Annotated in this window: 18 protein-coding genes and 1 pseudogene; 5 read left to right on the plus strand and 14 right to left on the minus strand. The window is 74.6% G+C overall.

Translation table 11 applies throughout. The annotated features are described in order from the left end of the window. Nucleotides 1–164 precede the first annotated feature (164 nt). The 5 genes from ACFO4E_RS06235 to mraZ all read right to left on the minus strand — a co-directional run bounded on the left by ACFO4E_RS06235 (nt 165) and on the right by mraZ (nt 6,092). Nucleotides 165–1,760, minus strand: a complete 1,596-nt coding sequence (locus ACFO4E_RS06235; RefSeq protein ID WP_378572066.1) for a UDP-N-acetylmuramoyl-L-alanyl-D-glutamate--2,6-diaminopimelate ligase — start codon at nt 1,758–1,760, stop codon at nt 165–167. A 99-nt stretch (nt 1,761–1,859) separates the two neighbouring features. Next, a complete protein-coding gene (locus ACFO4E_RS06240) occupies nt 1,860–3,836 on the minus strand; it encodes a penicillin-binding transpeptidase domain-containing protein (RefSeq protein WP_378572067.1) in 1,977 nt (658 codons plus the stop codon). 95 nt (nt 3,837–3,931) lie between these two features. After that, the gene (gene ftsL, locus ACFO4E_RS06245; protein WP_378572068.1) at nt 3,932–4,378 is read right to left on the minus strand and encodes a cell division protein FtsL; all 447 of its coding nucleotides are present in this window, start codon (nt 4,376–4,378) and stop codon (nt 3,932–3,934) included. A 61-nt stretch (nt 4,379–4,439) separates the two neighbouring features. Further along, complete coding sequence (gene rsmH, locus ACFO4E_RS06250) at nt 4,440–5,408, minus strand: 16S rRNA (cytosine(1402)-N(4))-methyltransferase RsmH (RefSeq protein WP_378572069.1); 969 nt, start codon at nt 5,406–5,408, stop codon at nt 4,440–4,442. Nucleotides 5,409–5,660: 252 nt separating this feature from the next. Then, nucleotides 5,661–6,092, minus strand: a complete 432-nt coding sequence (gene mraZ / locus ACFO4E_RS06255; RefSeq protein WP_378572267.1) for a division/cell wall cluster transcriptional repressor MraZ — start codon at nt 6,090–6,092, stop codon at nt 5,661–5,663. Between the two features lie 344 nt (nt 6,093–6,436). On the opposite strand from mraZ, the gene ACFO4E_RS06260 reads away from it, so the two are divergent. From ACFO4E_RS06260 to ACFO4E_RS06270, 3 genes are read left to right on the plus strand one after another with little or no spacing between them, the layout of a single operon-like run. Continuing rightward, nucleotides 6,437–7,429, plus strand: a complete 993-nt coding sequence (locus ACFO4E_RS06260) for an AAA family ATPase (RefSeq protein ID WP_378572070.1) — start codon at nt 6,437–6,439, stop codon at nt 7,427–7,429. 25 nt (nt 7,430–7,454) lie between these two features. Next, nucleotides 7,455–8,690, plus strand: coding sequence for a DUF58 domain-containing protein (locus ACFO4E_RS06265; protein ID WP_378572071.1), 1,236 nt, complete (start codon nt 7,455–7,457; stop codon nt 8,688–8,690). Further along, nucleotides 8,687–11,023: a transglutaminase TgpA family protein gene (locus tag ACFO4E_RS06270; RefSeq protein WP_378572072.1), complete on the plus strand. Its 2,337-nt coding sequence runs from the start codon at nt 8,687–8,689 to the stop codon at nt 11,021–11,023. The genes ACFO4E_RS06265 and ACFO4E_RS06270 overlap by 4 nt, the downstream gene beginning before the upstream one ends. Nucleotides 11,024–11,252: 229 nt before the next feature. Here the strand turns inward: ACFO4E_RS06270 and ACFO4E_RS06275 are convergent, their stop codons facing one another. Both ACFO4E_RS06275 and dinB read right to left on the minus strand, forming a co-directional pair. Then, entirely contained in the window at nt 11,253–11,648 is a 396-nt protein-coding gene (locus ACFO4E_RS06275; RefSeq protein ID WP_378572073.1) for a DUF3040 domain-containing protein, read from the minus strand. A gap of 359 nt (nt 11,649–12,007) precedes the next feature. Continuing rightward, nucleotides 12,008–13,279: a DNA polymerase IV gene (gene dinB / locus ACFO4E_RS06280; protein ID WP_378572074.1), complete on the minus strand. Its 1,272-nt coding sequence runs from the start codon at nt 13,277–13,279 to the stop codon at nt 12,008–12,010. A 148-nt stretch (nt 13,280–13,427) separates the two neighbouring features. Here dinB and ACFO4E_RS06285 point away from each other — a divergent pair, with 148 nt between their 5' ends. Continuing rightward, nucleotides 13,428–13,856: a protein-tyrosine phosphatase family protein gene (locus tag ACFO4E_RS06285; RefSeq protein ID WP_378572075.1), complete on the plus strand. Its 429-nt coding sequence runs from the start codon at nt 13,428–13,430 to the stop codon at nt 13,854–13,856. Nucleotides 13,857–13,873: 17 nt separating this feature from the next. On the opposite strand, the gene ACFO4E_RS06290 is transcribed toward ACFO4E_RS06285, so the two are convergent. From ACFO4E_RS06290 to aroC, 6 genes are all read right to left on the minus strand, one after another. Beyond that, a complete protein-coding gene (locus tag ACFO4E_RS06290) occupies nt 13,874–14,665 on the minus strand; it encodes a methyltransferase domain-containing protein (RefSeq protein ID WP_378572076.1) in 792 nt (263 codons plus the stop codon). A 55-nt stretch (nt 14,666–14,720) separates the two neighbouring features. After that, on the minus strand, nt 14,721–15,134 hold the full coding sequence (gene nusB, locus ACFO4E_RS06295) for a transcription antitermination factor NusB (protein ID WP_378572077.1): 414 nt from the start codon (nt 15,132–15,134) through the stop codon (nt 14,721–14,723). 43 nt (nt 15,135–15,177) lie between these two features. Further along, nucleotides 15,178–15,744, minus strand: a complete 567-nt coding sequence (gene efp, locus ACFO4E_RS06300; protein WP_378572078.1) for an elongation factor P — start codon at nt 15,742–15,744, stop codon at nt 15,178–15,180. 129 nt (nt 15,745–15,873) lie between these two features. Beyond that, complete coding sequence (gene aroB, locus ACFO4E_RS06305; protein ID WP_378572079.1) at nt 15,874–16,968, minus strand: 3-dehydroquinate synthase; 1,095 nt, start codon at nt 16,966–16,968, stop codon at nt 15,874–15,876. After that, complete coding sequence (locus ACFO4E_RS06310; RefSeq protein WP_378572080.1) at nt 16,965–17,489, minus strand: shikimate kinase; 525 nt, start codon at nt 17,487–17,489, stop codon at nt 16,965–16,967. Before ACFO4E_RS06310 ends, aroB begins: the two co-directional genes overlap by 4 nt. Nucleotides 17,490–17,588: 99 nt before the next feature. After that, complete coding sequence (gene aroC / locus ACFO4E_RS06315; RefSeq protein ID WP_378572081.1) at nt 17,589–18,767, minus strand: chorismate synthase; 1,179 nt, start codon at nt 18,765–18,767, stop codon at nt 17,589–17,591. A gap of 208 nt (nt 18,768–18,975) precedes the next feature. On the opposite strand from aroC, the pseudogene ACFO4E_RS06320 reads away from it, so the two are divergent. Then, nucleotides 18,976–19,329 (plus strand): annotated as a pseudogene (locus ACFO4E_RS06320) (DedA family protein); the annotation flags it as partial. A 171-nt stretch (nt 19,330–19,500) separates the two neighbouring features. On the opposite strand, the gene ACFO4E_RS06325 reads toward ACFO4E_RS06320, so the two are convergent. Next, entirely contained in the window at nt 19,501–20,346 is an 846-nt protein-coding gene (locus tag ACFO4E_RS06325) for a prepilin peptidase (protein ID WP_378572082.1), read from the minus strand. Between the last annotated feature and the right edge of the window lie 7 nt (nt 20,347–20,353).

The raw sequence follows: 20,353 nt of genomic DNA on the forward strand, positions 1-20,353 counted from the left end.
ACTCGTCAACCACGAGGCGGCGTCTTCACGCCACGGGGCCGGGCGGCGATTGCCGGACCTACCTTAGAACATGTTTGGTTACCCGGGTTGCGCCCAGGCCGGAATCCGGACCACTTCGTGATCACCGTTTCCGGGCCCCGCGCGGGTGGCGCGCATCGGGGCGCTCAGGCCTTCACACGGCGGTGCAGGGCCTCGCGCAGGACGTCGCGGTCGTCGAAGGGCAGGACGCGCCCTGCGACGTACTGGCCGCGTTCGTGCCCCTTGCCCGCGACCACCAGGACGTCGCCCGGGTGGGCCCGCCGGACCGCGAGGTCGATGGCGGTCGCCCGGTCGGGTTCGACGCTGACGCGGGCGCGCTGGTCGATGGGCACTTTGGCGACGCCGTCGAGCATGGCCGCGACGATCTGGACGGGGTCCTCGGTGCGGGGGTTGTCGTCGGTGATGATCAGCGTGTCGGCGAGCCGGGCGGCGGCCTCGCCCATCAGCGGGCGCTTGGCGCGGTCGCGGTCGCCGCCGCAGCCCACGACGATGGTGATGGTGCCGTCGGTGGTCGTGCGCAGGGCGCCGAGCACCGCCTCGATCGCCCCGGGTTTGTGGGAGTAGTCGACGAGCGCGGTGAAGTCCTGGCCTTCGTCGACGCGCTCCATGCGGCCGGGCACCCCCGGTGCGGCCGCGACGCCGTCGAGCGCCTCGTGCAGCGGGATCCCGGCCTCGACCAGCCCCACGATGGCGGCCATGGCGTTGGACACGTTGAAGGGGCCGGGCAGCGCCACGGCGGCGTCGGCCTCCATGCCGCCGGGGCCGACGATGCGGAAGGTGCTGCCGTGGGACCCGAGGCGGACGTCCACGGCGCGCCAGTCGGCTTCGGGGTCGCCTTCGGAGGAGAACGTGGTGACCGGGACGTCGCCGCGGTCGGCGACCATGTCGATGAGCACCCGGCCGAAGCGGTCGTCGCGGTTGACCACGGCGATCCGGCAGTACTCGGGGGTGAACAGGCGCGCCTTGGTGTCGAAGTAGTCGCGCAGGTCGGCGTGGAAGTCCAGGTGGTCCTGCGAGAGGTTGGTGAACACCGCGACGTCGTAGGAGGTGCCGCCGACGCGGCCCAGGGCCAGGGCGTGGCTGGAGACCTCCATGGCCGCCGCCGCGACCCCCTGCTCGCGCATGACGGCGAAGAGCCCGTGCAGGTCGGTGGCCTCGGGCGTGGTGAGCGAGGACGCCACACGTTCGTCGCCGACGCGCATCTCGACCGTGCCGATGAGCCCGGTGTGCAGCCCCGCGGCGCGCAGCCCGGATTCGACCAGGTAGCTGACCGTCGTCTTGCCGCTGGTGCCGGTGGTGCCGATGAGCAGCAGGTCGCGCGAGGGGTCGCCGTAGACCCATGCGGCGACCTCGCCGAGGCGGGCGCGCGGGTCGGCGACGGTGAGGACCGGCAGGCGCGTGGCCGCGGCGCGGTCGTAGCCCTTGGGGTCGGTCAGGATGGCGGCCGCGCCGGCTTCGGCGGCCTGCGCCGCGAAGTCCGCTCCGTGGGCGCTGGTGCCCGGCAGGGCGGCGTAGAGGTCGCCCGGGCGCACGCGGCGGGAGTCGTGGGTGACCCCCGTGATGGTGGTCTCGGTGCCGGGGCCGTCCGCGCCGCCCGGCGGCGCCGGGTCGCCGGGGACCGGGGGGGCGTCCCCGGGTTCGGCGAAGGTGACGAACGCGTCCGGGCCGAGGAGCCGGGCGAGTTCGGGCAGCGGACGGAGTTCGTGATGTTCAGGTCGCATAACCGGTGGCACGTCGTGAGGTTATCGGCTGTGGTGGGCTGGGCGTGAATCCAGCGCCGCGACCGCGCGCCGCCGCGGGCGGGCGGAGCGGGGCGGCGGTCACTCGTCCTCGAACAGCCGGATGTTGGGCGGGTCGGTCTCGGTCGGCGGGATCTTCTCCGACTTCAGGGCGAAGGACATGACGTCGGTGAACACCGGGCCCGCCGCCTCCCCCCCGTAGTACTGCTCCTGCGGGTTGTGCAGGACCACCTGCACGATCAGCTCCGGATCGTCGGCGGGGGCGAACCCGACGAAGGTCGCGGTGTAGCCGCCGCCGCGGTAGGTGCCGGTCTCGGGGTTGACCCGGTTGGCGGTGCCGGTCTTGCCGGCCACGCGGTAGCCGGGGATGCGGGCCTCGGTGGCGGTGCCGTCGTCGCCGGTGACCGCCTCCAGCATCAGGGCGAGCTCGTCGGCGGTCTCGGCGCTGACGACGCGCTCCTGGCGGGCCTCGGGCGAGGGGTCGAACTCGCCGTCCTCGCCGACGGTCCCGGCCACCAGGCTCGGCTCGGCGCGCACGCCCCCGTTGGCGATGGTGGCGTAGACGCTGGCCATCTGCACGGCGTTGACCGACAGCCCCTGGCCGAAGGAGACGGAGGCGAGCTGGGTGCCCCACCATTCGTCGGGGTCGGTGAGGATGCCGGCGTTCTCGCCGGGCAGGTCGAGCCCGGTGGGCCGGCCGAACCCGAACTTGCCGAGGTAATCGTAGAGGCCGTCGGCGCCGAGCTGCTCGCCGACCTGGATGGTGCCGACGTTGCTCGACTGGGCCATGATGCCGTTGAGCGTCATGCGCTCGGTCTCGTGGAAGTGGGCGTCCTTGAAGGTCTGGTCGTAGCGCTGGATGGAGTAGGGCACGGTGTAGACGGTGTCGGGCGTGGTGAGGCCGTCCTCCAGCGCGCCGGCGGCGGTGATGACCTTGTTGGTGCTGCCGGGCTCGAACGCCTCGGCGACGGCGCCGTTGGCGCGGTCCTCGGGCGTGGAGGAGTCGACTTCGGTGGGCGCGTAGGTGGGGTAGTCGGCCATGGCGACGATCTCGCCGGTGGGGCGCATGACGATGACGCTGCCGCCCGCGGCGTCGAGTTCCTCGGCGCGCTCGGCCAGGGCCTGCTGGGCGTGCCACTGCACGTCCTGGTCGAGGGTGAGCCGGATGTCGCGCCCGGCGACGGGCTCCCGTGCCAGGCCGCCGGCCATGGGGATCTGGGTGCCGGTGGCGCCGATCTCCACCTGCTGCTGGCCGGGCTCCCCGGCGAGGGTGTCCTCCATGACGCCTTCGAGGCCCTCCAGGCCCTCACCGTCGGCGCCGGTGAAGCCGATGAGGTCGGCCGCGCCGGTGTCCTCGGGGTAGACGCGCTTGTAGTCGGTGAGGGCGCCCACGCCTTGGAGCCCCAGGTCCTCCAGGTCGCTCCAGTCCTGCGGGGTGACGTCCTCGGCGACGACCTGGTAGCGGCTGGGCTCGGCGGTGACCTTGGCCATGACCTCGTCGCGGTCGAGGCCGAAGCGGGCCGAGAGCTCGTCGGCCACCTGGTCGCGCTCGTGGTCGGGGATGTCGACGGGGTCGACGAACACGGTGCGGACCTCGACGCTCATGGCGAGGGGGTTGCCGTCGGCGTCGGTGATCTCGCCCCGGGTGGTGGGGATGTCGATGGTGCTCAGCCGCAGGTCGGCGGCTGCCGACGCGTAGCCGGCGGCGTCGACCGCCTGGATCTGCACCAGCCGGCCGGCGAACACCAGCAGGACCACGGTCATGAGGACGCCCGCGAGGTGGATGCGCCGGCGGGGGTTGCCGCGGCGGAAGGGGCGGCGCAGCGGGGCGAGCGGGCCGGTTCCGCCGCCGGACGTCCCGGTGCGGGGCCGGTCCTTGGGGCGCCCGGCGGGCGGGGTCCGCGGGGCGTCGTCGCGGGCGGGCCGGGGCGGCCGGCCGGCCGCGCCGCGGGGCCGCTGCTGCCGGTCGCCGCGCGGGGCCGGCCCGCGGGGCGAGCGCGCGGAGGACGCGCCGGGGCGGCGGGGGTCGCGGGACCGGCCCTCGCGCGGGGAGCTCATCGGCCGCCCCCCGTGGTGGGTCTCCTCCGTCGGGGCGCGTTCATCCGGCGCTCCACTTCCTTGTCCGCTGGTCGTCTGCTGTCGCGCGCGCGGGGCTAGGGCGCGGGGGTGTCGTCACCCCGGATCTCGCCCTCGCGCAGGTCGAGGACGACCGGGGCGCCGCCGGGCTCCATTCCGAGGTCCTCGGCCTCGGAGGCGATGTTGGACGGTGCCTCCAGGGACAGGACGTCCTCGCGCAGCCCTTCCTCCTGGATGGAGAGGTCGGCGTTCTGCTCTTGGAGCGTGCTGATGGCGAAGGCGTCCTCGATCAGCACCGTGCGCAGCGCGAGCAGGCTGATGAGCGCGCCGCCGAGCAGGCCGAGGACGAGCAGCACGAACGGCATCCGCGGCGGCGGGGCGGCGTCCCGCGTCGCGGGTGCGGGCCGCTTGGCGGCCGGGGCGGTGTCCGGCCGCGGGCGCGCGGCCGGCCGGGCGCGCGCGGGCGCCGCCGTGATGGAGCGGGTCCGGGTGGTCTCCGGTGTGGTCTCGGTCGCCGTGCTCATCGTGGTCTCCCTGTGTGTCCGCGCGCCTGCCTGCCGGCGGGGCGGGATCCGGCCGCCCCGCTCATGGGCGGCGGACCCGTTCGGCCGCGCGCAGCCGGGCCGAGGCGGCGCGCGGGTTGCGTTCGTTCTCCTCGTCTCCGGGGAGTTCGGCGCCCCGGGTCAGCAGGCGGAGTTCGGGCTGCCGGTCCGGGAGCGGGACGGGCAGGTCAGGAGGCGTGGTGTCGGTGGCGAGCGCGGCCAGCGCCCGCTTGGTCATGCGGTCCTCCAGGGAGTGGTAGGACAGCACGGCGATGCGCCCGCCCAGGGCCAGCCGGGAGATGGCCGCGGGCAGCGTGGCCTCCAGGATGCTGAGCTCGGAGTTGACCTCGATGCGCAGCGCCTGGAAGGTGCGCTTGGCGGGGTGGCCGCCGGTGCGGCGGGTGGCGGCGGGGATGGCGTCGCGCACGAGGTCGGCGAGGCGTCGGGTGGACTCGATGGGCGCGGTGGCGCGCTCGCGCGCGATGGCCTGGGCGATGCGGGCGGCGAACCGCTCCTCGCCGTAGTCGCGCAGGACGCGGGTGAGCGCCGCGACGGAGGCGGTGTTGACGACGTCGCCCGCGGTGCGGTCCTGGGTGCGGTCCATCCGCATGTCCAGCGGGGCGTCGTAGGAGTAGGCGAAGCCGCGTTCGGCTTCGTCGAGCTGGGGGGAGGACACGCCGAGGTCGAGCAGGACGGCGTCGGCGCCGGTGATGCCGAGGTCGTCGAGGACGCGCGGGACGGCGTCGTACTCGGCGTGGACGAGGTCGACGCGGTCGGCGTAGGGGGCGAGCCTGCGGCCGCTGCGCTCCAGCGCGGTGGGGTCGCGGTCGATGCCGACCAGGCGCGCGCCGGGGTGGGCCCGCAGCAGCGCCTCGGAGTGCCCGCCGAGGCCCAGCGTGCCGTCGACGAGGACGGCCCCCGGCCGTTCGAGGGCGGGCGCGAGCAGCTCGACGATGCGGTCGAGCATGACCGGGACGTGTACCGCCCCGGTCTCTCCGGTGGTGTCCCCCATGAGCACGGTTCCCCCTCTAGCTTCCTCACGCCGGTCAGCGCGCCCCCTGCGCCCCGGCCCGGACTGGCCTCCAGACGCGAAAGCGGTGGTGCCGCGGTCGCCCTGCGGCCGCCCGCCACCTGGCGCCGGGGAAGATGCGTCAGCTGGCATGGGTCCGCGTCTGAAGGCCGCAATCCGGACTGGGTTCTGACGGCGGTGGCTCTGCGGTGGCCGTCGTCCCGGGTGTCGAGGCCGGTGCGGCGGTCCGCGAAGTCACAGCACCCCCGGCAACACCTCCTCCGACAGATCCGCGAATGCCTGCTCCTGCTCGGCCTCGTAGGCCGCCCAGGCCGATGCGCCCCAGATCTCCAGACGCGTGTTGGCCCCGATGACGACGCAATCCCGTTCCAGGCCCGCGTAGGAACGCAGGCCGGACGGGATCGTGAGCCGCCCTTGCTTGTCGGGGACCTCGTCGGACGCGCTGGCGAAGAAGACGCGACTGTAGTCGCGGACCGCCTTCGCGGTGACCGGAGCCTCTCGAAGGGCGTCGGTGATGCGCTGGGACTCGTCCATGGGAAAGACGTAGAGACAGCGCTCCTGGCCCTTCGTGATCACCAGCCCCCCCGACAGTTCGTCGCGGTACTTCGCCGGAAGGAACAGCCGTCCCTTCTCGTCGAGGCGCGGTGTATGGGTGCCGAGGAACACCGGCCCCACCTCCCACGCCCCCGCGCAGGGCGGCGTGCCGCCCCACGATGCCCCACTGTACTCCACTCCTCCCCACCGTCAACAGTTTCAACCATCCGCGAAGCCCGTTCCTCGCCGAGAAACCGCTGGTCAGGGTGGTGGGTGCGTGGTGGAGGGGGCGGGGGGTACCCTACGGGCGGGCGATCGTCACCCCGTGCATGTGAACGGTTACGCTTCGATGGGAGGATGGTCCCCGGCGGGCCCGTCGGAGCCGGCCCGCACTTTCGCCGTTTTGGTTTGCATTCCACCACTTTGGCTCTAGCCTCGATTTCGTTGGTCCAGGGACTGCGCGGAGAGGGAGACACGTGTCACTCGGCACGCGGTACAACGGCCAGGGCGACGGCCCCCCCGGGAACGCGGCCGGTGTCATCGCCGTGGCCGACCGGATCCGGCAGGCCATGGAGACGGTCATCGAGGGCAAGCCCGAAGTCGTGCGCATCGCGCTGACCGTCCTGCTCGCGGAAGGCCACCTGCTCATCGAGGACATCCCGGGCGTCGGCAAGACCATGCTGGCCAAGACCCTGGGCCGGGCGGTCGACTGCTCGGTGCAGCGGATCCAGTTCACCCCGGACCTGCTGCCGTCGGACATCACGGGCGTGAGCGTCTACCACCAGGAGCGGCACGAGTTCGAGTTCAACCCCGGCCCGGTCTTCGCCAACATCGTGCTGGGCGACGAGATCAACCGGGCTTCCCCCAAGACCCAGGCCGCGCTGCTGGAGTGCATGGAGGAGATGCAGGTCAGCGTCGACGGCGCGACCCGCCGGCTGGAGCGGCCGTTCATGGTCGTCGCCACCCAGAACCCCGGCGACATGGAGGGCACCTACCCCCTGCCCGAGGCCCAGCGCGACCGGTTCATGGCGCGCATCTCGGTGGGCTATCCCACGGCGCAGGCCGAGCTGGACATGATCGACAGCCACAGCGCGCACTCCCCGCTCGACGGGCTGGCGGCCGTGGCCTCGGCGGCCGATGTGCGGTCGATGGTCGACCACGTGCACACGATCCATGTCGCCCCCGGCATGCGGCGCTACGCGGTCGACCTGGTCACCGCCACCCGGACCTCGCGGTCGCTGCGGCTGGGGGCGTCGCCGCGCGCCACACTGCACCTCGTGCGCGCCGCGCGCGCCTACGCCGCCCTGGAGGGGCGCCAGTACGTGGTGCCCGACGACGTCCAGGCGCTGGCGGTGCCGGTCCTGGCCCACCGCCTCCTGCCCAGTGCCGAGGCGCAGATGGAGCGCCACACCCCCGAACGCGTGGTCTCCGACATCGTCGCGCGGCTGCCCATCCCCGCCCCCCACTAAAAGCCCCGGACCGTTGGGAGATGCGGTGAACCCGCTGCGTGCCTTCACCGCCCGGGGCGTCGGCTTCCTGTGCGCGGGGCCCGCGGTCATCGGCGCGGGCCTGGTGATCGGGGAGCGCGACCTGGTGGGCCTGGGGGTGCTGGTCCTGCTGCTGCCCGTGCTCTCGCTGCTGACCGTGGCCGGCGGGCCCCGCTCGGTCGCCCACAGCCGGGCGCTCCAGCCGGCGCGGGTCGCGGCGGGCTCCGACGCGCGCGTCCTCGTGCGGGTGGCCAATTCCGCGGCACTGGCACCGATCGGCGGACTGCTCGCCGAGGACACCCTGCCCTACACGCTGGGCGAGCAGCCCCGGTTCACCATCGGCTACCTGCGGCCCCGGGGCGTGCGCGACCTCACCTACCGGGTGCGCACCCACGTCCGCGGCCGCTATGCGGTGGGCCCGCTGCTGCTGTCCTTCACCGACCCGCTGGGGTGCGTGTGCCTGCGGCGCGAGGTCGGCACGCCCACGTCGCTCCTGGTGACCCCGCCCGTCGTCCCGCTCGCGGACGCCCCGCTGCCCGGCGGGGCGGCCGAAGGCGGCGACAGCACCGCCCGCACCATGTCCGCCGGGGGCCAGGACGACCCCATTCCGCGCGCCTACCGCCACGGCGACGACCTGCGCCGCGTGCACTGGCGCTCCACGGCCCGCCACGGTGAGTTGATGGTGCGCCGCGAAGAGCACCAGTGGAGCGACCGCAGCGTGGTGCTGCTGGACGGCCGGGCGCGGGCGCACGCGGGGACGGGTGCCGAGGCGTCGCTGGAGACCGCGGTCAGCGCGGCGGCGTCGATCGCCCTGCACCTCAGCGGCCGCGGCCAGGAGGTCCGGCTGCTCACCGACGAGAACGAGATCGCGGCGCCGCGCGGCAGCGGGCTCCTCGACGCCCTGGCCATGGCCCGCCCCTCCGACGGCACGGGGCTGCACGGTGCCGCCGAGCTGCTGGCCGCGGCCCCGGTCACCGGCCGGGGGCGGCTGGTGGCGGTCCTGGGGGCGGTGGGCGCCGCCGACATCGAGGCCCTCGGCCGGGCCCGCGCGGGACGCGGCCACGACTGCACCGCGGTGCTGTGCCGTACGGCCGCGTGGCCGTCCCCCGACGCGGCGCGCGCGGCCGCCGAGACGCTGTCGGCCGCCGGCTGGCTGGTGGCGGAGGTCGGGTCGGCCCGCGACCTCGCCGACGCCTGGGCGCGCCTGGGCCGGCGCCCGATCCGCCGGGGAGGCGTCCGATGATCGCGAAGGTATCGCTCACCGTCGCCGCCGCCTTGGCGGTCCTGCTGGCGCTGCCGCTGCTGGCGCCCCTGGTGACCGGGGACGGCTGGTGGCATACCTGCGTCCTGGTGGTGGGGCTGGTCGCGGTGGGCGGTGCCGCGCTGCGGTCCACCCGGCTGACCCTGGCGGTACTGCCGCTGGCGCAGGCGCTGATCGCCCTGTCCGCACTGACCGCGGTGTTCACCGCCGACCTGGCGCTCGCCGGGTTCGTCCCCACCCCGGCTTCGCTGGAGGCGCTGCTCGCGGTGTTCGCCGAGGGGCGCGCCGAGATCGACGCCAACCCGCCGCCGGTCTCCTCCGGGCCCGGCGTCAGCCTGCTCATCGCGGTCTGCGTCGGCCTTGCCGCGGTCATCGCGGACTTCTGCGCCGTGACGGCGCGGGCCCCCGCGCTGGTGGGGCTGCCCCTTGCGGGCCTGCTCGTGGTGCCGCTGGTGGTCGACGACGCCGGTGCGGGCTGGGGTGCGTTCGCCCTGGCCGCGGCGGGCTACGCGCTGCTCTTGGCGGTCGACGCCTGGACGCGCTCCTCGGCGTGGGGGGTCTACGCGCACGCCGACCACGACACCGCCGCCCCGGTGCTGGGCGGGCTGCGGCACGCGTTCACCGGAGCCGGGGTCGCGGCCGCCGCCATCGTCCCGGCGCTGCTGCTCCCCACGGCCCTTCCGGGGCTGACGTCCTCGGCCCTGTACGGGCTGGCCGACGGCGCCCGGCTGGGCGGCGCGACCGTCACGACCACCCACCCCTTGGTCAGCCTGCGCCGCGACCTCGCCTCCACCGGCGACGGCCCGGTGCTGTCCTACCAGACCACCGCCGAGCAGCCCGACTACCTGCGGATGTACGTGCTCGACGAGTTCGACGGCGTGAACTGGACGATGTCGCCGGTCGAGGCATCGGGCGACACCCGGGTCGGCGGCGACCCGCTGCCCGTCCCCGCCGGGCTCGCCGACCAGGACGGGGAGCGGATCACCACCCGGGTCTCCCTGGCCCCCGGCGCATCGGTGGACTTCCTGCCGCTGCCCTATCCCCCCGCCCGGGTCGACATCGGCGGCGACTGGTTCGCCGACCCCGAAAGCCTGATGGTCTTCACCACCACCCCGCAGGCCCCCGGCCTGGACTACGAGGTGGAGAGCCTGCGCCCCCTGCCCGACGCCGCCTCGTTGCAGGGCCGCACCGCCCCCGCGGCGGGCGTCGACGGCCGCTACCTCGCGGTTCCCGACGGCATCGACCCCCGCGTGGCCGAACTGGCGGAGTCGATCACCGCCGACGCCACCTCCCCGCACGAACGGGCGGTGGCGCTCCAGGGCTGGTTCACCGGCGGGAACCGCTTCGAGTACGACCTGCGGCCCCCGCCGCTGCCCAGCGGGTCGGACCCGCTGCCCTACTTCCTCTTCCAGAGCCGGATCGGGTACTGCGAGCAGTTCGCCGCCGCGATGACGCTGATGGCCCGCCAGCTGGACATCCCCGCGCGCGTGGCCATCGGCTACACCTCGGGCAGTTCCGCCGGCGGGGAGCGGTGGGAGGTGTCGGAGTCCGACGCCCACGCCTGGCCGGAGCTGTACTTCCCGGGCGAGGGCTGGCTGCGGTTCGAGCCCACCCCGGCGTCGGCCGGGGGCCAGGGCACCGCGACGGTCCCGCCGTACGCCCAGGCGGCCCCGGAGCCGGAGGAGGCCCCCACCGCCGGCCCGGAGCCCGAGGACACCGAGGAGGCCGAGGCCGACGACGAGTCCGCCCCGGCCCAGGACGCGTCCGCGGCGCCCGAGGCCGCGGACGCCGAGGACGACGCCGGGAACGACGCGTCCGGCTCGTCTTGGGGCGCGCTGGCCGCGTGGTGGCCGGTCCTGCCGGCCGCGGCGGGGATCGCGCTGCTGGCGGCGGCGCCGGCGCTGGCCCGGATCCTGGTGCGGCGGGTGGTCCGGATGCGTGCGGCCACACCGCGGGCGCTGGCGGCCGCCGCCTGGCGGGAGGTCCGCGACGACGCCCGTGACGCCGGGGTCGGCTGGAACCCCGCCGAGAGCCCGCGGGCGGCGGCGGCGCGGATCGCCGCGGAGCGCTCGCTGCCGGCCGGCGCGCGAGAGGCGCTGTGGCGGGCGGCCATGGCCCAGGAGAGCGCGTGCTACGCGCCGGACCCAACGGGGGTGCCGCCGGGTCCGGACCTGGACCGCGACGTGCGCGTCGTACGCGCGGCGCTGCGCGCGTCACTGGGCCGTGCGGCACTGCTGCGCGCGGTGCTGCTGCCGAGGTCGCTGCTGCCCCCGCGGGCCGCCGCGCCCCGGCCGGCGGGCCCGGAGCCCGCCTGACCCCCTGAGCCGGTGCCCCTCCGGGGCGGTCCGCGGGTCGCCGTGCGGGCGAGCGGGGGCGAGCGCGGACGGCGGTGTCCCGCCGCGACCGGGTGGCCCGGCGGGCCGTGCCAGAGGCCGGGACACGGAACGCGCCCCCAGGCTCCGCCTGGGGGCGCGTTGTGTCCGTGGTGGCCGCGGGGCGGTGGGCGCCGCTAAGGGGCGGCCCGGCCCGGGCGGCCGGAGAGGCTCAGCGGTCGTCGCCCTCCTGGCGGCGGCGCCAGCGCTCCTCGAAGCGGTTCATCAAGCCCTGGCGCTGCTGGCGGCGCTGCTTGGGCTCGGCGGTCGCGGGTGCCGCGGCCTCGCCGCCGCCCCCCACCACGCGCCGCCACGCGGACAGGCCCCACAGGAGGCACGCCAGCATGACGAGGAACCCGATGACACCGATCGCCACCTGCTGGAAGACCGCCCCGCCCATGAGCAGCGCGACGCCGATGACGAAACCGATCGACGCCTTGACGATCCAGCGCTTGTAGTGGATCGACGGGTTCGTCTGGCGAACGGTGTTGGCGAACTTCGGATCCTCGGCGTACAGCGCCTGCTCGATCTGGTCGAGCATGCGCTGCTCGTGTTCAGAGAGCGGCACGACGCCTCCCAATGACAGTCCCCGGGTGGTGGGGTGACGGGTACTGAACAACGACTCGATGGTCAGTGATATGCCCAGAATACGGTGGCTTAGCGCCTACTGAAAAGAAAAGATGCGCATGTAGCTGACCCACATGGGTCACATTACCCTCACTGTCCGACCGAAACACCGGTTCACGCCCACTCCGGGGCCCCGCCGGGTTCATTCGACGTTTCATTCGGTTCCATCCAGACCATCCGCGACCGTTCAGGACCATCCCTCGGCAAAGGCCCGATGGGCGCGGCCGCCGCGCACACCGCGCCCGCGAAGCCTTGCCCCGCACCGGTTACAACGCGCGAGGGCGCCCTGAGGTTGCCGTACTATACGTCATCCTCGTCACGCTTCGCCAAAGCCGCGGGCAGGATGGCCCCGGGGCCGAACCTGCGCGCTACGCGGTCCATCACCTGCTCGGCTTCGCGCCAACCGCTCTCGGGCTCGCCGAACGCCATCTGGCGGTGCGCCTCCGACGCCGCGATGAGCCCTTCGACCCGCACCCCCACCAGCCGCAGCCGGACGCGTTCCAGCCCGGCTCCCGCGTAGAGTTCCCGGGCCGCGGCGTTGATCTCGCGGGCCACATCGGTGGCCTCGGCCAGGGTGCGCGACCGGGTGATGGTGCTGAAGTCGGCCCTGCGCAGCTTCACGACCACGGTGCGGCCCGCCTGCTCGCTCGCGCGCAGGCGCCGCGCGACCTTCTCCGACAGCCGCAGCAGTTCGCGGTGGATCAGACCGGGGTCGTCGACGTCGCGCGGGAACGTCTCCTCGGCGCCGATGCTCTTGTCGGGCGTCGTGGGCACGACACGGCGGCCGTCGACCCCCCGGGACAGCTCCGCCAGGCGGGTGCCCAGGGCCTGTCCGAACTCGTGGCGCAGGGTCGCGGGATCCACCGCGGCCACATCGCCCACCGTGTGCAGGCCGAGCCGGGTCAGCGCCTGCTCGGTCTTCTCCCCCACCCCCCACAGGGCGCCCACGGGCAGCGGGCGCAGGAAGCCGCCGACCCGGTCGGTGGGCACCAGCAGCAGGCCGTCGGGTTTGCACTGCGTGGACGCGAGCTTGGCGATGAATTTGGTCGCGGCGACCCCGACCGAGCAGGTGAGCCGCTGCTCGGTGCGCACGCGTTCGCGGATCATCTCGGCGATGCGCACCGGGCCGCCCAGGCGGCGCCGCGCACCCGACACGTCGAGGAACGCCTCATCGGACGACAGCGGCTCCACTTCGGGGGTCACGGACCGGAAGATGTCCATGACCGCCTCGGAGGCCCGCCGGTAGGCGGTGCCGTCGGGCGGGAAGACGATGGCGTCGGGGCACAGCCGCAGGGCGCGCACCATGGGCATCGCCGAGTGCACGCCGTAGGTGCGGGCGATGTAGTCGGCGGAGGAGACGACCCCCCGCGGGCCGGTCCCGCCCACGATGACGGGCCTGCCGCGCGCCTCGGGGTGTTCGAGCTGTTCGACGCTGGCGAAGAACGCGTCCATGTCGATGTGCAGGATGTGGCAGTCCGTGTCGTGGCCGGACGCGGCATCCAGCGGCTCGATGCCGCCGGCACCGATCATCCCCCGCAGCGCGGTTCCCCGCTCAAGCTGGCGTCGACTCATGCGAACAGTGTGCCGTGCCCCCGGTGACCAGTGCGAATCCGCACGTCGCCGCCCCGGCCGATCGGGCGTCGCGCCGCCGCGGGCACCCGTGCCGTACGGGCACGCGGGCGGGCGTCCCGCCTCCGCCCGAGGGCACTACGATCACCGGATGACCGATCCCTGGACCCCCGGGGCCCCCGGTGTGCTGCGGCTGCCGTCGGGGCGGCTCGTCCGCGGCCGGGGGCTGCGCCACCCGCTTCCCGAGCCCCCGCTGCCCACCTTCGCCCTGTACCTGCTGGGCCACGAGCCGCCCCAGGTGTCCTGGGAGTCGCGGTGGCTGCGCTGGCCCGACTTCCGGCTGCCGGCGGACCGTGCGGCGGCCTCGGGCGCCCTGCGGGAGGCGTGGCGGCGCGCCGCCACCGAGCGCGTGGAGGTCGCCTGTTCCGGCGGGCGGGGGCGGACCGGCACGGCACTGGCCTGCCTCGCCGTGATCGACGGGGTGCCGGCGCGCGAGGCGGTCGCCTATGTGCGGGCGAACTACTCCCGCCACGCGGTCGAGACCCCGTGGCAGCGCCGTTACGTGTCCCGCTTCTCCTAGCCGCGGCCCGGGGCGGTCTAGGGGCGGCGGGCCAGGATGTGCAGCTGGGTGGCGATCCCCGACAGCGCCGGGTGGACGGCAGCGGTCTTCTCCAGCTCCACCAGTCGGCTGCGGGCCTGGGGGTCGCCCTCGAAGACCCGGCCGGGCAGCAGGTCGGCGAAGACCCGCACCCCGCGGACCTCGGGTCCGATCAGGCCCGCCTCCAGCACGAGTTCCACCAGGCGCTCGGCGGTGAACCGGCGCGGCATGGGGTCGCCCGCGCCCCACCGCCCCTCGGGGTCGGCGAGGAGGCGCTGGGCGTCGCCGACGTGGCCGGACAGGGCGCGGTGCAGCGCGCCCGCCACGGCGTTGGCCGCCAGCAGGCTGACGGCTCCTCCCGGGCGGGTGACCGCGACGGCGTCGGCGAGGGCCGCGGCGGGGTCGTCGACGTACTCCAGGACGTTGTGCACGAGCACCGCGTGGGCGTGCCCGGCGGGCAGCAGGTCGGCGAGGTCGCGGGTCTCGCCCTGGAGCGCGCGCACCCGCACGCCCGCCTCGGCGGCCCGCCGCTCCAGCGCGGCGAGCGAATCGGGGCTGGGGTCGACCACGGTGACGCTGTGCCCCAGTTCGGCGAGGGGCACCGCGGCTCCCCCGGTGCCGCCGCCCACGTCCACGATCTCCAGCGGGGAGTCGGACGTGTCGCCGAGACCGGTCAGCAGGGCGCGCAGCGCCTCCCACACCACGGCGGTGCGGGCGGTGCTGGCCGCCCTCTGCGGCCCCGTCGGCGCCGAGGCGCCTTCGGCGCCCGTGCCACCGGCCTTGTCAGTCACGGCGGATCCTCCCCCTCGCCGGTCGCCGCAGGCGTACCGCGGCGCGCGGCGGTCGCTACAGGGCCAGTTCGGCCTTGTTCTCCATGAGCCGCGACAGCAGCCCGTTGATGAACGCCGGGGAGTCGTCGGTGGACAGCTCCTTGGCGACGGCCACCGCCTCGGCGATCGCCACGCCGTCGGGGATGTCGTCGGCCCACAGCAGTTCATAGGCGCCCATGCGCAGGACGTTGCGGTCGACCACCGGCATGCGTTCGAGGGTCCAGCCGATCGCGTACTCGTCCAAGAGCTCGTCGATGCGGCCGCGGCGCTCGTCGACGGCGGCGGCCAGCTGCTCGGTGAACTCGTTGATGGGCGGCTCGGTCTGCGCGCGGCGGCGGTCGATGACCGCGGCCACTGTGGTGTTGCGCAGCTCGGCCTCGTACAGCACCTCGACCGCGCGTCTGCGGGCCTTGCGCCGTGCTCCGCTCATGGCCGTGTCCCCCGCCCGTGTCCGGGGTGCTCGGATCGCAGGGTCATGCGTTGACGCGGCCGAGGTAGTCGCCATTGCGGGTGTCGACCTTGACGCGCTCGCCGGTGGTGATGAACAGCGGGACCTGGATCTCGGCGCCGGTCTCCAGCGTGGCGGGCTTGGTGCCGCCCGTGGAGCGGTCGCCCTGCACGCCGGGGTCGGTCTGGGAGATCACGATCTCGACGGCGGCGGGCAGCTCGACGTAGAGCGGGTTGCCCTCGTTGACCGCGACCGTGACCTTGGCCTCCTCCAGCAGGTAGTCGGCGTTCTTGCCGACCACCGCGGCGCTCACGGGCAGCTGCTCGTAGTCCTGGGTGTCCATGAAGATGTAGGAGTCGCCGTCGAAGTAGAGGTACTGCATCTCGCGCCGGTCGACGTTGGCGAACTCGACCTTGGCACCGGCGTTGAACGTCTTGTCGACGACCTTGCCCGAGGTGACGTTCTTCAGCTTGGTCCGGACGAACGCGCCGCCCTTGCCGGGCTTGACGTGCTGGAACTCAACGACGTTCCAGAGTTCACCGCCGTCGAGCTTCAGGGTCGTGCCGTTCTTGAGGTCGTTCGTCGTGGCCACGTCGGTCGTCTCTCCCAGGGGTCAGGCGAAGTCGAAGGGGGATGTGCCCCCGCCGGCTGCGTCGACCCTCGGCGGGGACGCGGGTACGGCCGGCACTGTTCGGTGTTCTCTCGTCAGTCTAGTGGCTTCTCACGGTGCGGGGGTTCCGCCGCTCACGGCCGCGTAGGCGGAATCCAGCAGCCCGCCGCCGGGGCCGGCCAGGATCGCGGGCTCCCCGATGCCGTCGAGCACCACGAACCGCAGGGTGGCGCCGCGCGCCTTCTTGTCGACGCGCATGGCCGCCTTGAGCTGCGGCCACGCTTCGGCCGCGTACGTCGTGGGCAGGCCGACCGAGGCGAGGATCGAACGGTGGCGGGCCACGGTCGCCTCGCCGATGCGGCCGTCGAGCCGGGCGAGCTCCGCGGCGAACACCATACCGATGGACACCGCGTACCCGTGCCGGAACCGGTAGTCCTCGGCCCGCTCGATGGCGTGGCCCAGAGTGTGGCCGTAGTTGAGGATCTCCCGGCGGTGGCTCTCGCGCAGGTCGGCGGAGACGACCTCGGCCTTCACGGCGATGGCGCGCTCGATCAGCTCCCGGGTGTGCCGGCCTTCGGGCCGGGTCGCACCGGCGGGGTCGTCCTCGACCAGGTCCAGGACGACCGGGTCGGCGATGAAGCCCGCCTTGATGATCTCGGCCAGTCCCCCGATGTAGTCGGCGGTGGGCACGGTCGGCAGGGTGGCGAGGTCGCACAGCACGCCGGCGGGCGGGCTGAAGGCGCCGACGAGGTTCTTGCCCTGGGCGGTGTTGATGCCGGTCTTGCCGCCCACCGCGGCGTCGACCATGGCCAGCAGCGTGGTGGGCACCAGGACCCCGCGGACTCCGCGCAGCCAGGTGGCGGCGATGAACCCGGCGAGGTCGGTGGTCGCGCCGCCGCCCACGCCGACGACGGCGTCGCTGCGGGTGAACCCGGCCTCGCCCAGCCGCGCCCACAGCCCGGCGGCGACGGCGGCGTCCTTGGCGGCCTCGCCGTCGGGCACCGCCATGGTGTGCACGGTGTAGCCGGCGGCCTTGAGCGCGCCGGCCACGGGGTGGACGATCGCGGTCAGCCCCTCGGGGTGGATGACGGCGACCTGCTCGGCGCGGGCGCCGACGAGCCCCGGAAGTTCGGCGAGCACCCCGCTGCCCACGACGACGTGGTAGTCCTCCCCGGCCGCCCCGACCGCGATGCGGGTGGCGGTCACCGGGCGCCGCCCTGGTGCTGCGGGAGCGTGCCGACGATGACGTCGACGACCTCCTCGGGCAGGCGCCCGCTGGTGGCGACCGTGGTGACGGCCAGGGACTCATAGACCGGCAGCCGCTCCTCCAGGAGTTTGCGCAGGCGGGCGCGCGGGTTGCCGGCGAGCAGCGGGCGCGCCTGGTCGAGCCCGACGCGCTTGGCGGCGTCGGCGAAGTCCACCTGGAGGTAGACGACGTTGAGGCCCTGGAGGTCGGCGCGGGTGTCGTGGTCGAGGACCGCGCCCCCGCCCACGGCGACGACACCGGGCCAGTCGGCCAGCGCCTCGGCCACGACCTCGCGCTCCAGCGCGCGGAAGGCGGGCTCGCCGTCCTCGATGAAGATGTCGCCGATGGGCTTTCCGGCGCGCGCCTCGATCTCGGTGTCGGTGCACATCAGGTCGGCACCCAGCCGGGCGGCCAGGGCCCGGCCGACCGTGGTCTTGCCGGCGCCGGGCGCGCCGATGAGCACCGCGATCGGTGTGCCCATCCGTTCCTCCTCCTGCTGCTGCCCCGGGCCCTGCCGCCGGGCCGTTGCGGGGTCATCGATTCGTGGGGGTGTCGCCGCGGGCGCGTCGACCGCGGCCGGTCACCGGATGGCCAGCGCCTCGCGGTAGGTGCGCAGGTTGCGGCCGGTCTCGGCGACGGAGTCGCCGCCGAACTTCTCGACGGCGGCCTCGGCCAGGACCAGCGCGACCATGGCCTCGGCCACGACGCCGGCCGCGGGGACCGCGGTGACGTCGCTGCGCTGGTGGTGGGCCTGCGCGACCTCGCCGGTGGCGACGTCGACGGTGTCCAGGGCGCGCGGGACGGTGGCGATCGGCTTCATGGCGGCGCGCACCCGCAGCGGCTCACCGGTGGTCATGCCGCCCTCGATGCCGCCGGCGCGGTTGGTGCGCCGGCGGACGCCGCCGGGACCGGGCTCGATCTCGTCGTGGGCGGCCGAGCCGCGCCTCGCCGCGGTGCGGAAGCCGTCGCCGACCTCGACGCCCTTGATGGCCTGGATGCCCATGAGCGCCCCCGCGAGGCGGGAGTCGAGCCGGCGGTCCCAGTGGGTGTAGCCGCCCAGCCCGGGCGGGAGCCCGTAGGCGAGGACCTCGACCACGCCGCCCAGGGTGTCGCCGCTCTTCTTGGTGTCGTCGACCTCGGCGACCATGCGGACGCTGGTCTCGGGGTCGGCGCAGCGCAAGGGGTCGGCGTCGATGCGCTCCAGGTCGCCGGGGCGGGGCAGGGTGCCCTCGGGGACCTCGATCGGGCCCATGGACACCACGTGGCTGAGGATCTCCACGCCCAGTGCCTGGCGGCAGAAGGCGCGCGCGACCTCGCCGATGGCGACGCGCGCGGCGGTCTCGCGGGCGCTGGCGCGCTCCAGGACCGGGCGGGCCTCGGCGTGCCCGTACTTCTGCATGCCGACGAGGTCGGCGTGGCCCGGGCGGGGCCGGGTCAGGGGCTCATTGCGCGCGACCCCTTCGAGTTCCTCGGCGGGAACGGGGTCGGGCGACATGACCTGCTCCCATTTGGGCCATTCGGTGTTGCCGACCTCGATGGCGATCGGGCCGCCCTGGGTCAGGCCGTGCCGGATGCCCCCGATGAGGGAGACCTTGTCCTGCTCGAATTTCATACGGGCGCCCCGGCCGTACCCGGCGCGACGGCGGCGCAGCGCGGCGGCGATGTCGTCCGAGGTGACGGCGACGCCGGCCGGTAGGCCCTCCAAGATCGCGACGAGTGCCGGTCCGTGGGACTCCCCTGCGGTCAGCCAGCGCATCATGCCCTTGATCTTCCCATGGACCGGGTGGTGCCGGCACATCCGGGAGAAGCCCGGATGCGCCCCGGCGTTCCCGCATCGGGCGCGTTCCGGTACGCGGGCGCCGCGCGCAGGTTGGACAATCGCGGTCATGACCTCTTTCACGGACGACCTCCTCGCGTCCCTGTCCGGCCTGCCGCCGTGGATCGTGGCCGCGACCGTGGTGGTTTTCATGGCGCTGGAGACGACGGCGTTCATCGGGCTGTTCGCGCCCGGCGACCCGGTGGTGCTGGTGGCGGGGGCCACGGTGACCGATGCGCCGGGCTTCGTGCGGGTGGCCGGGGCGACCCTGGTGGGGGCGCTCATCGGGGAGACCGCCGGGTACCTGATCGGGCGCTGGGCGGGGGTGCGGTTCCGGCGGAGCCGGATGGGGCGGTGGATCGGCGAGGAGCGGTGGCTGCGCGCGGAGGAGGTCCTGGGCCGGCCGCGGGGCGGGCTGGCGATCGTGGGGTCGAGGTTCGTGGCGGTCGTGCACGCGATCGTGCCGGTGCTGGCGGGCACGGTGGGGGTGCCCTACCGGCACTTCATCGCGTGGGCCATGCTGGGGAGCACGCTGTGGGCCCTGCTGCACGTGGGGATCGGCGCCACGGTCCGCGCCGCCTACGGAACCGGCGCCGGCGGCCTCGGCGCGGTGACGGCCGCGGTGCTGGTCGGCGGCGCGCTGCTGATGCTGATCGGGTGGACCCCGCGCCGGCGGCTAGCCGGGCAGGAGGGCGGCGGGGTCGCCGAACAGCACCACGACGAAAGCGGCGCCGAGCATGAAGGGGCCGAGGGGGATCTGCGTCTTCCGGGTCGCGCGGCCCGCCGCCATGAGGGTCAGGCCGAAGGCGGCGGAGCACAGGAAGGTCAGGAAGGTGCCCGACACCACACCGCCGAGCCCGCCCCAGCCCATGTAGAGGCCGAGCAGCCCGGCGAGCTTGACGTCGCCCCAGCCCATTCCGGCGGGGTAGATGAACCACAGCAGCCAGTAGAAGGCGGCGAGGGCTGCCATGCCCGCGAGCGCGGTGACGAGGTTCCCGTACGCGGGGCCGGCCGCTGAGCCCAGCAGGACCGGTTCGAACGTGCCGTAGCCGACCAGCAGCAGGGCCACGGGGTAGGCCGGCAGGACGAGCACGTCGGGCAGCCGGTGGACGCGGGCGTCGACGACGGTGAGCACCACGCCGACGTAGCCGAAGAGCAGGAGCGCGGGGATCCCGATGCCCGGCTCCGCGGGGCCGGCCGCGAGGACGGCCCCGGCCAGCGCGAACGCGACGGGGACCGCCCAGGCGGCCGTCGCCGAGGGGCGGATCTCCCGCGCGCAGCCCGGGCAGCGTCCGTGCCTCCAGAAGCCGGGGGCCAGGGGGAGGCCGGGCAGCCACCGGGAGAACGCGATCTCCGTCGCGCAGTGCGGGCACCTGGGCGGCGGGGGCGGGCCGTCGTCGTCGGGGGCGGGGTCGTGCCGGGCGAAGAGGGGGACGAGCCGGCCCGCGGTCCGGCCTGCGGGCACGCCGGCCAGGAAGAGGATCAGCGCCGGCAGGACGGCGGGGATCACGTCGAACGACATGTGCGGA

Origin of the sequence: Nocardiopsis mangrovi, assembly GCF_042653925.1 — a bacterium.
Lineage (GTDB): Bacteria > Actinomycetota > Actinomycetes > Streptosporangiales > Streptosporangiaceae > Nocardiopsis_B > Nocardiopsis_B mangrovi.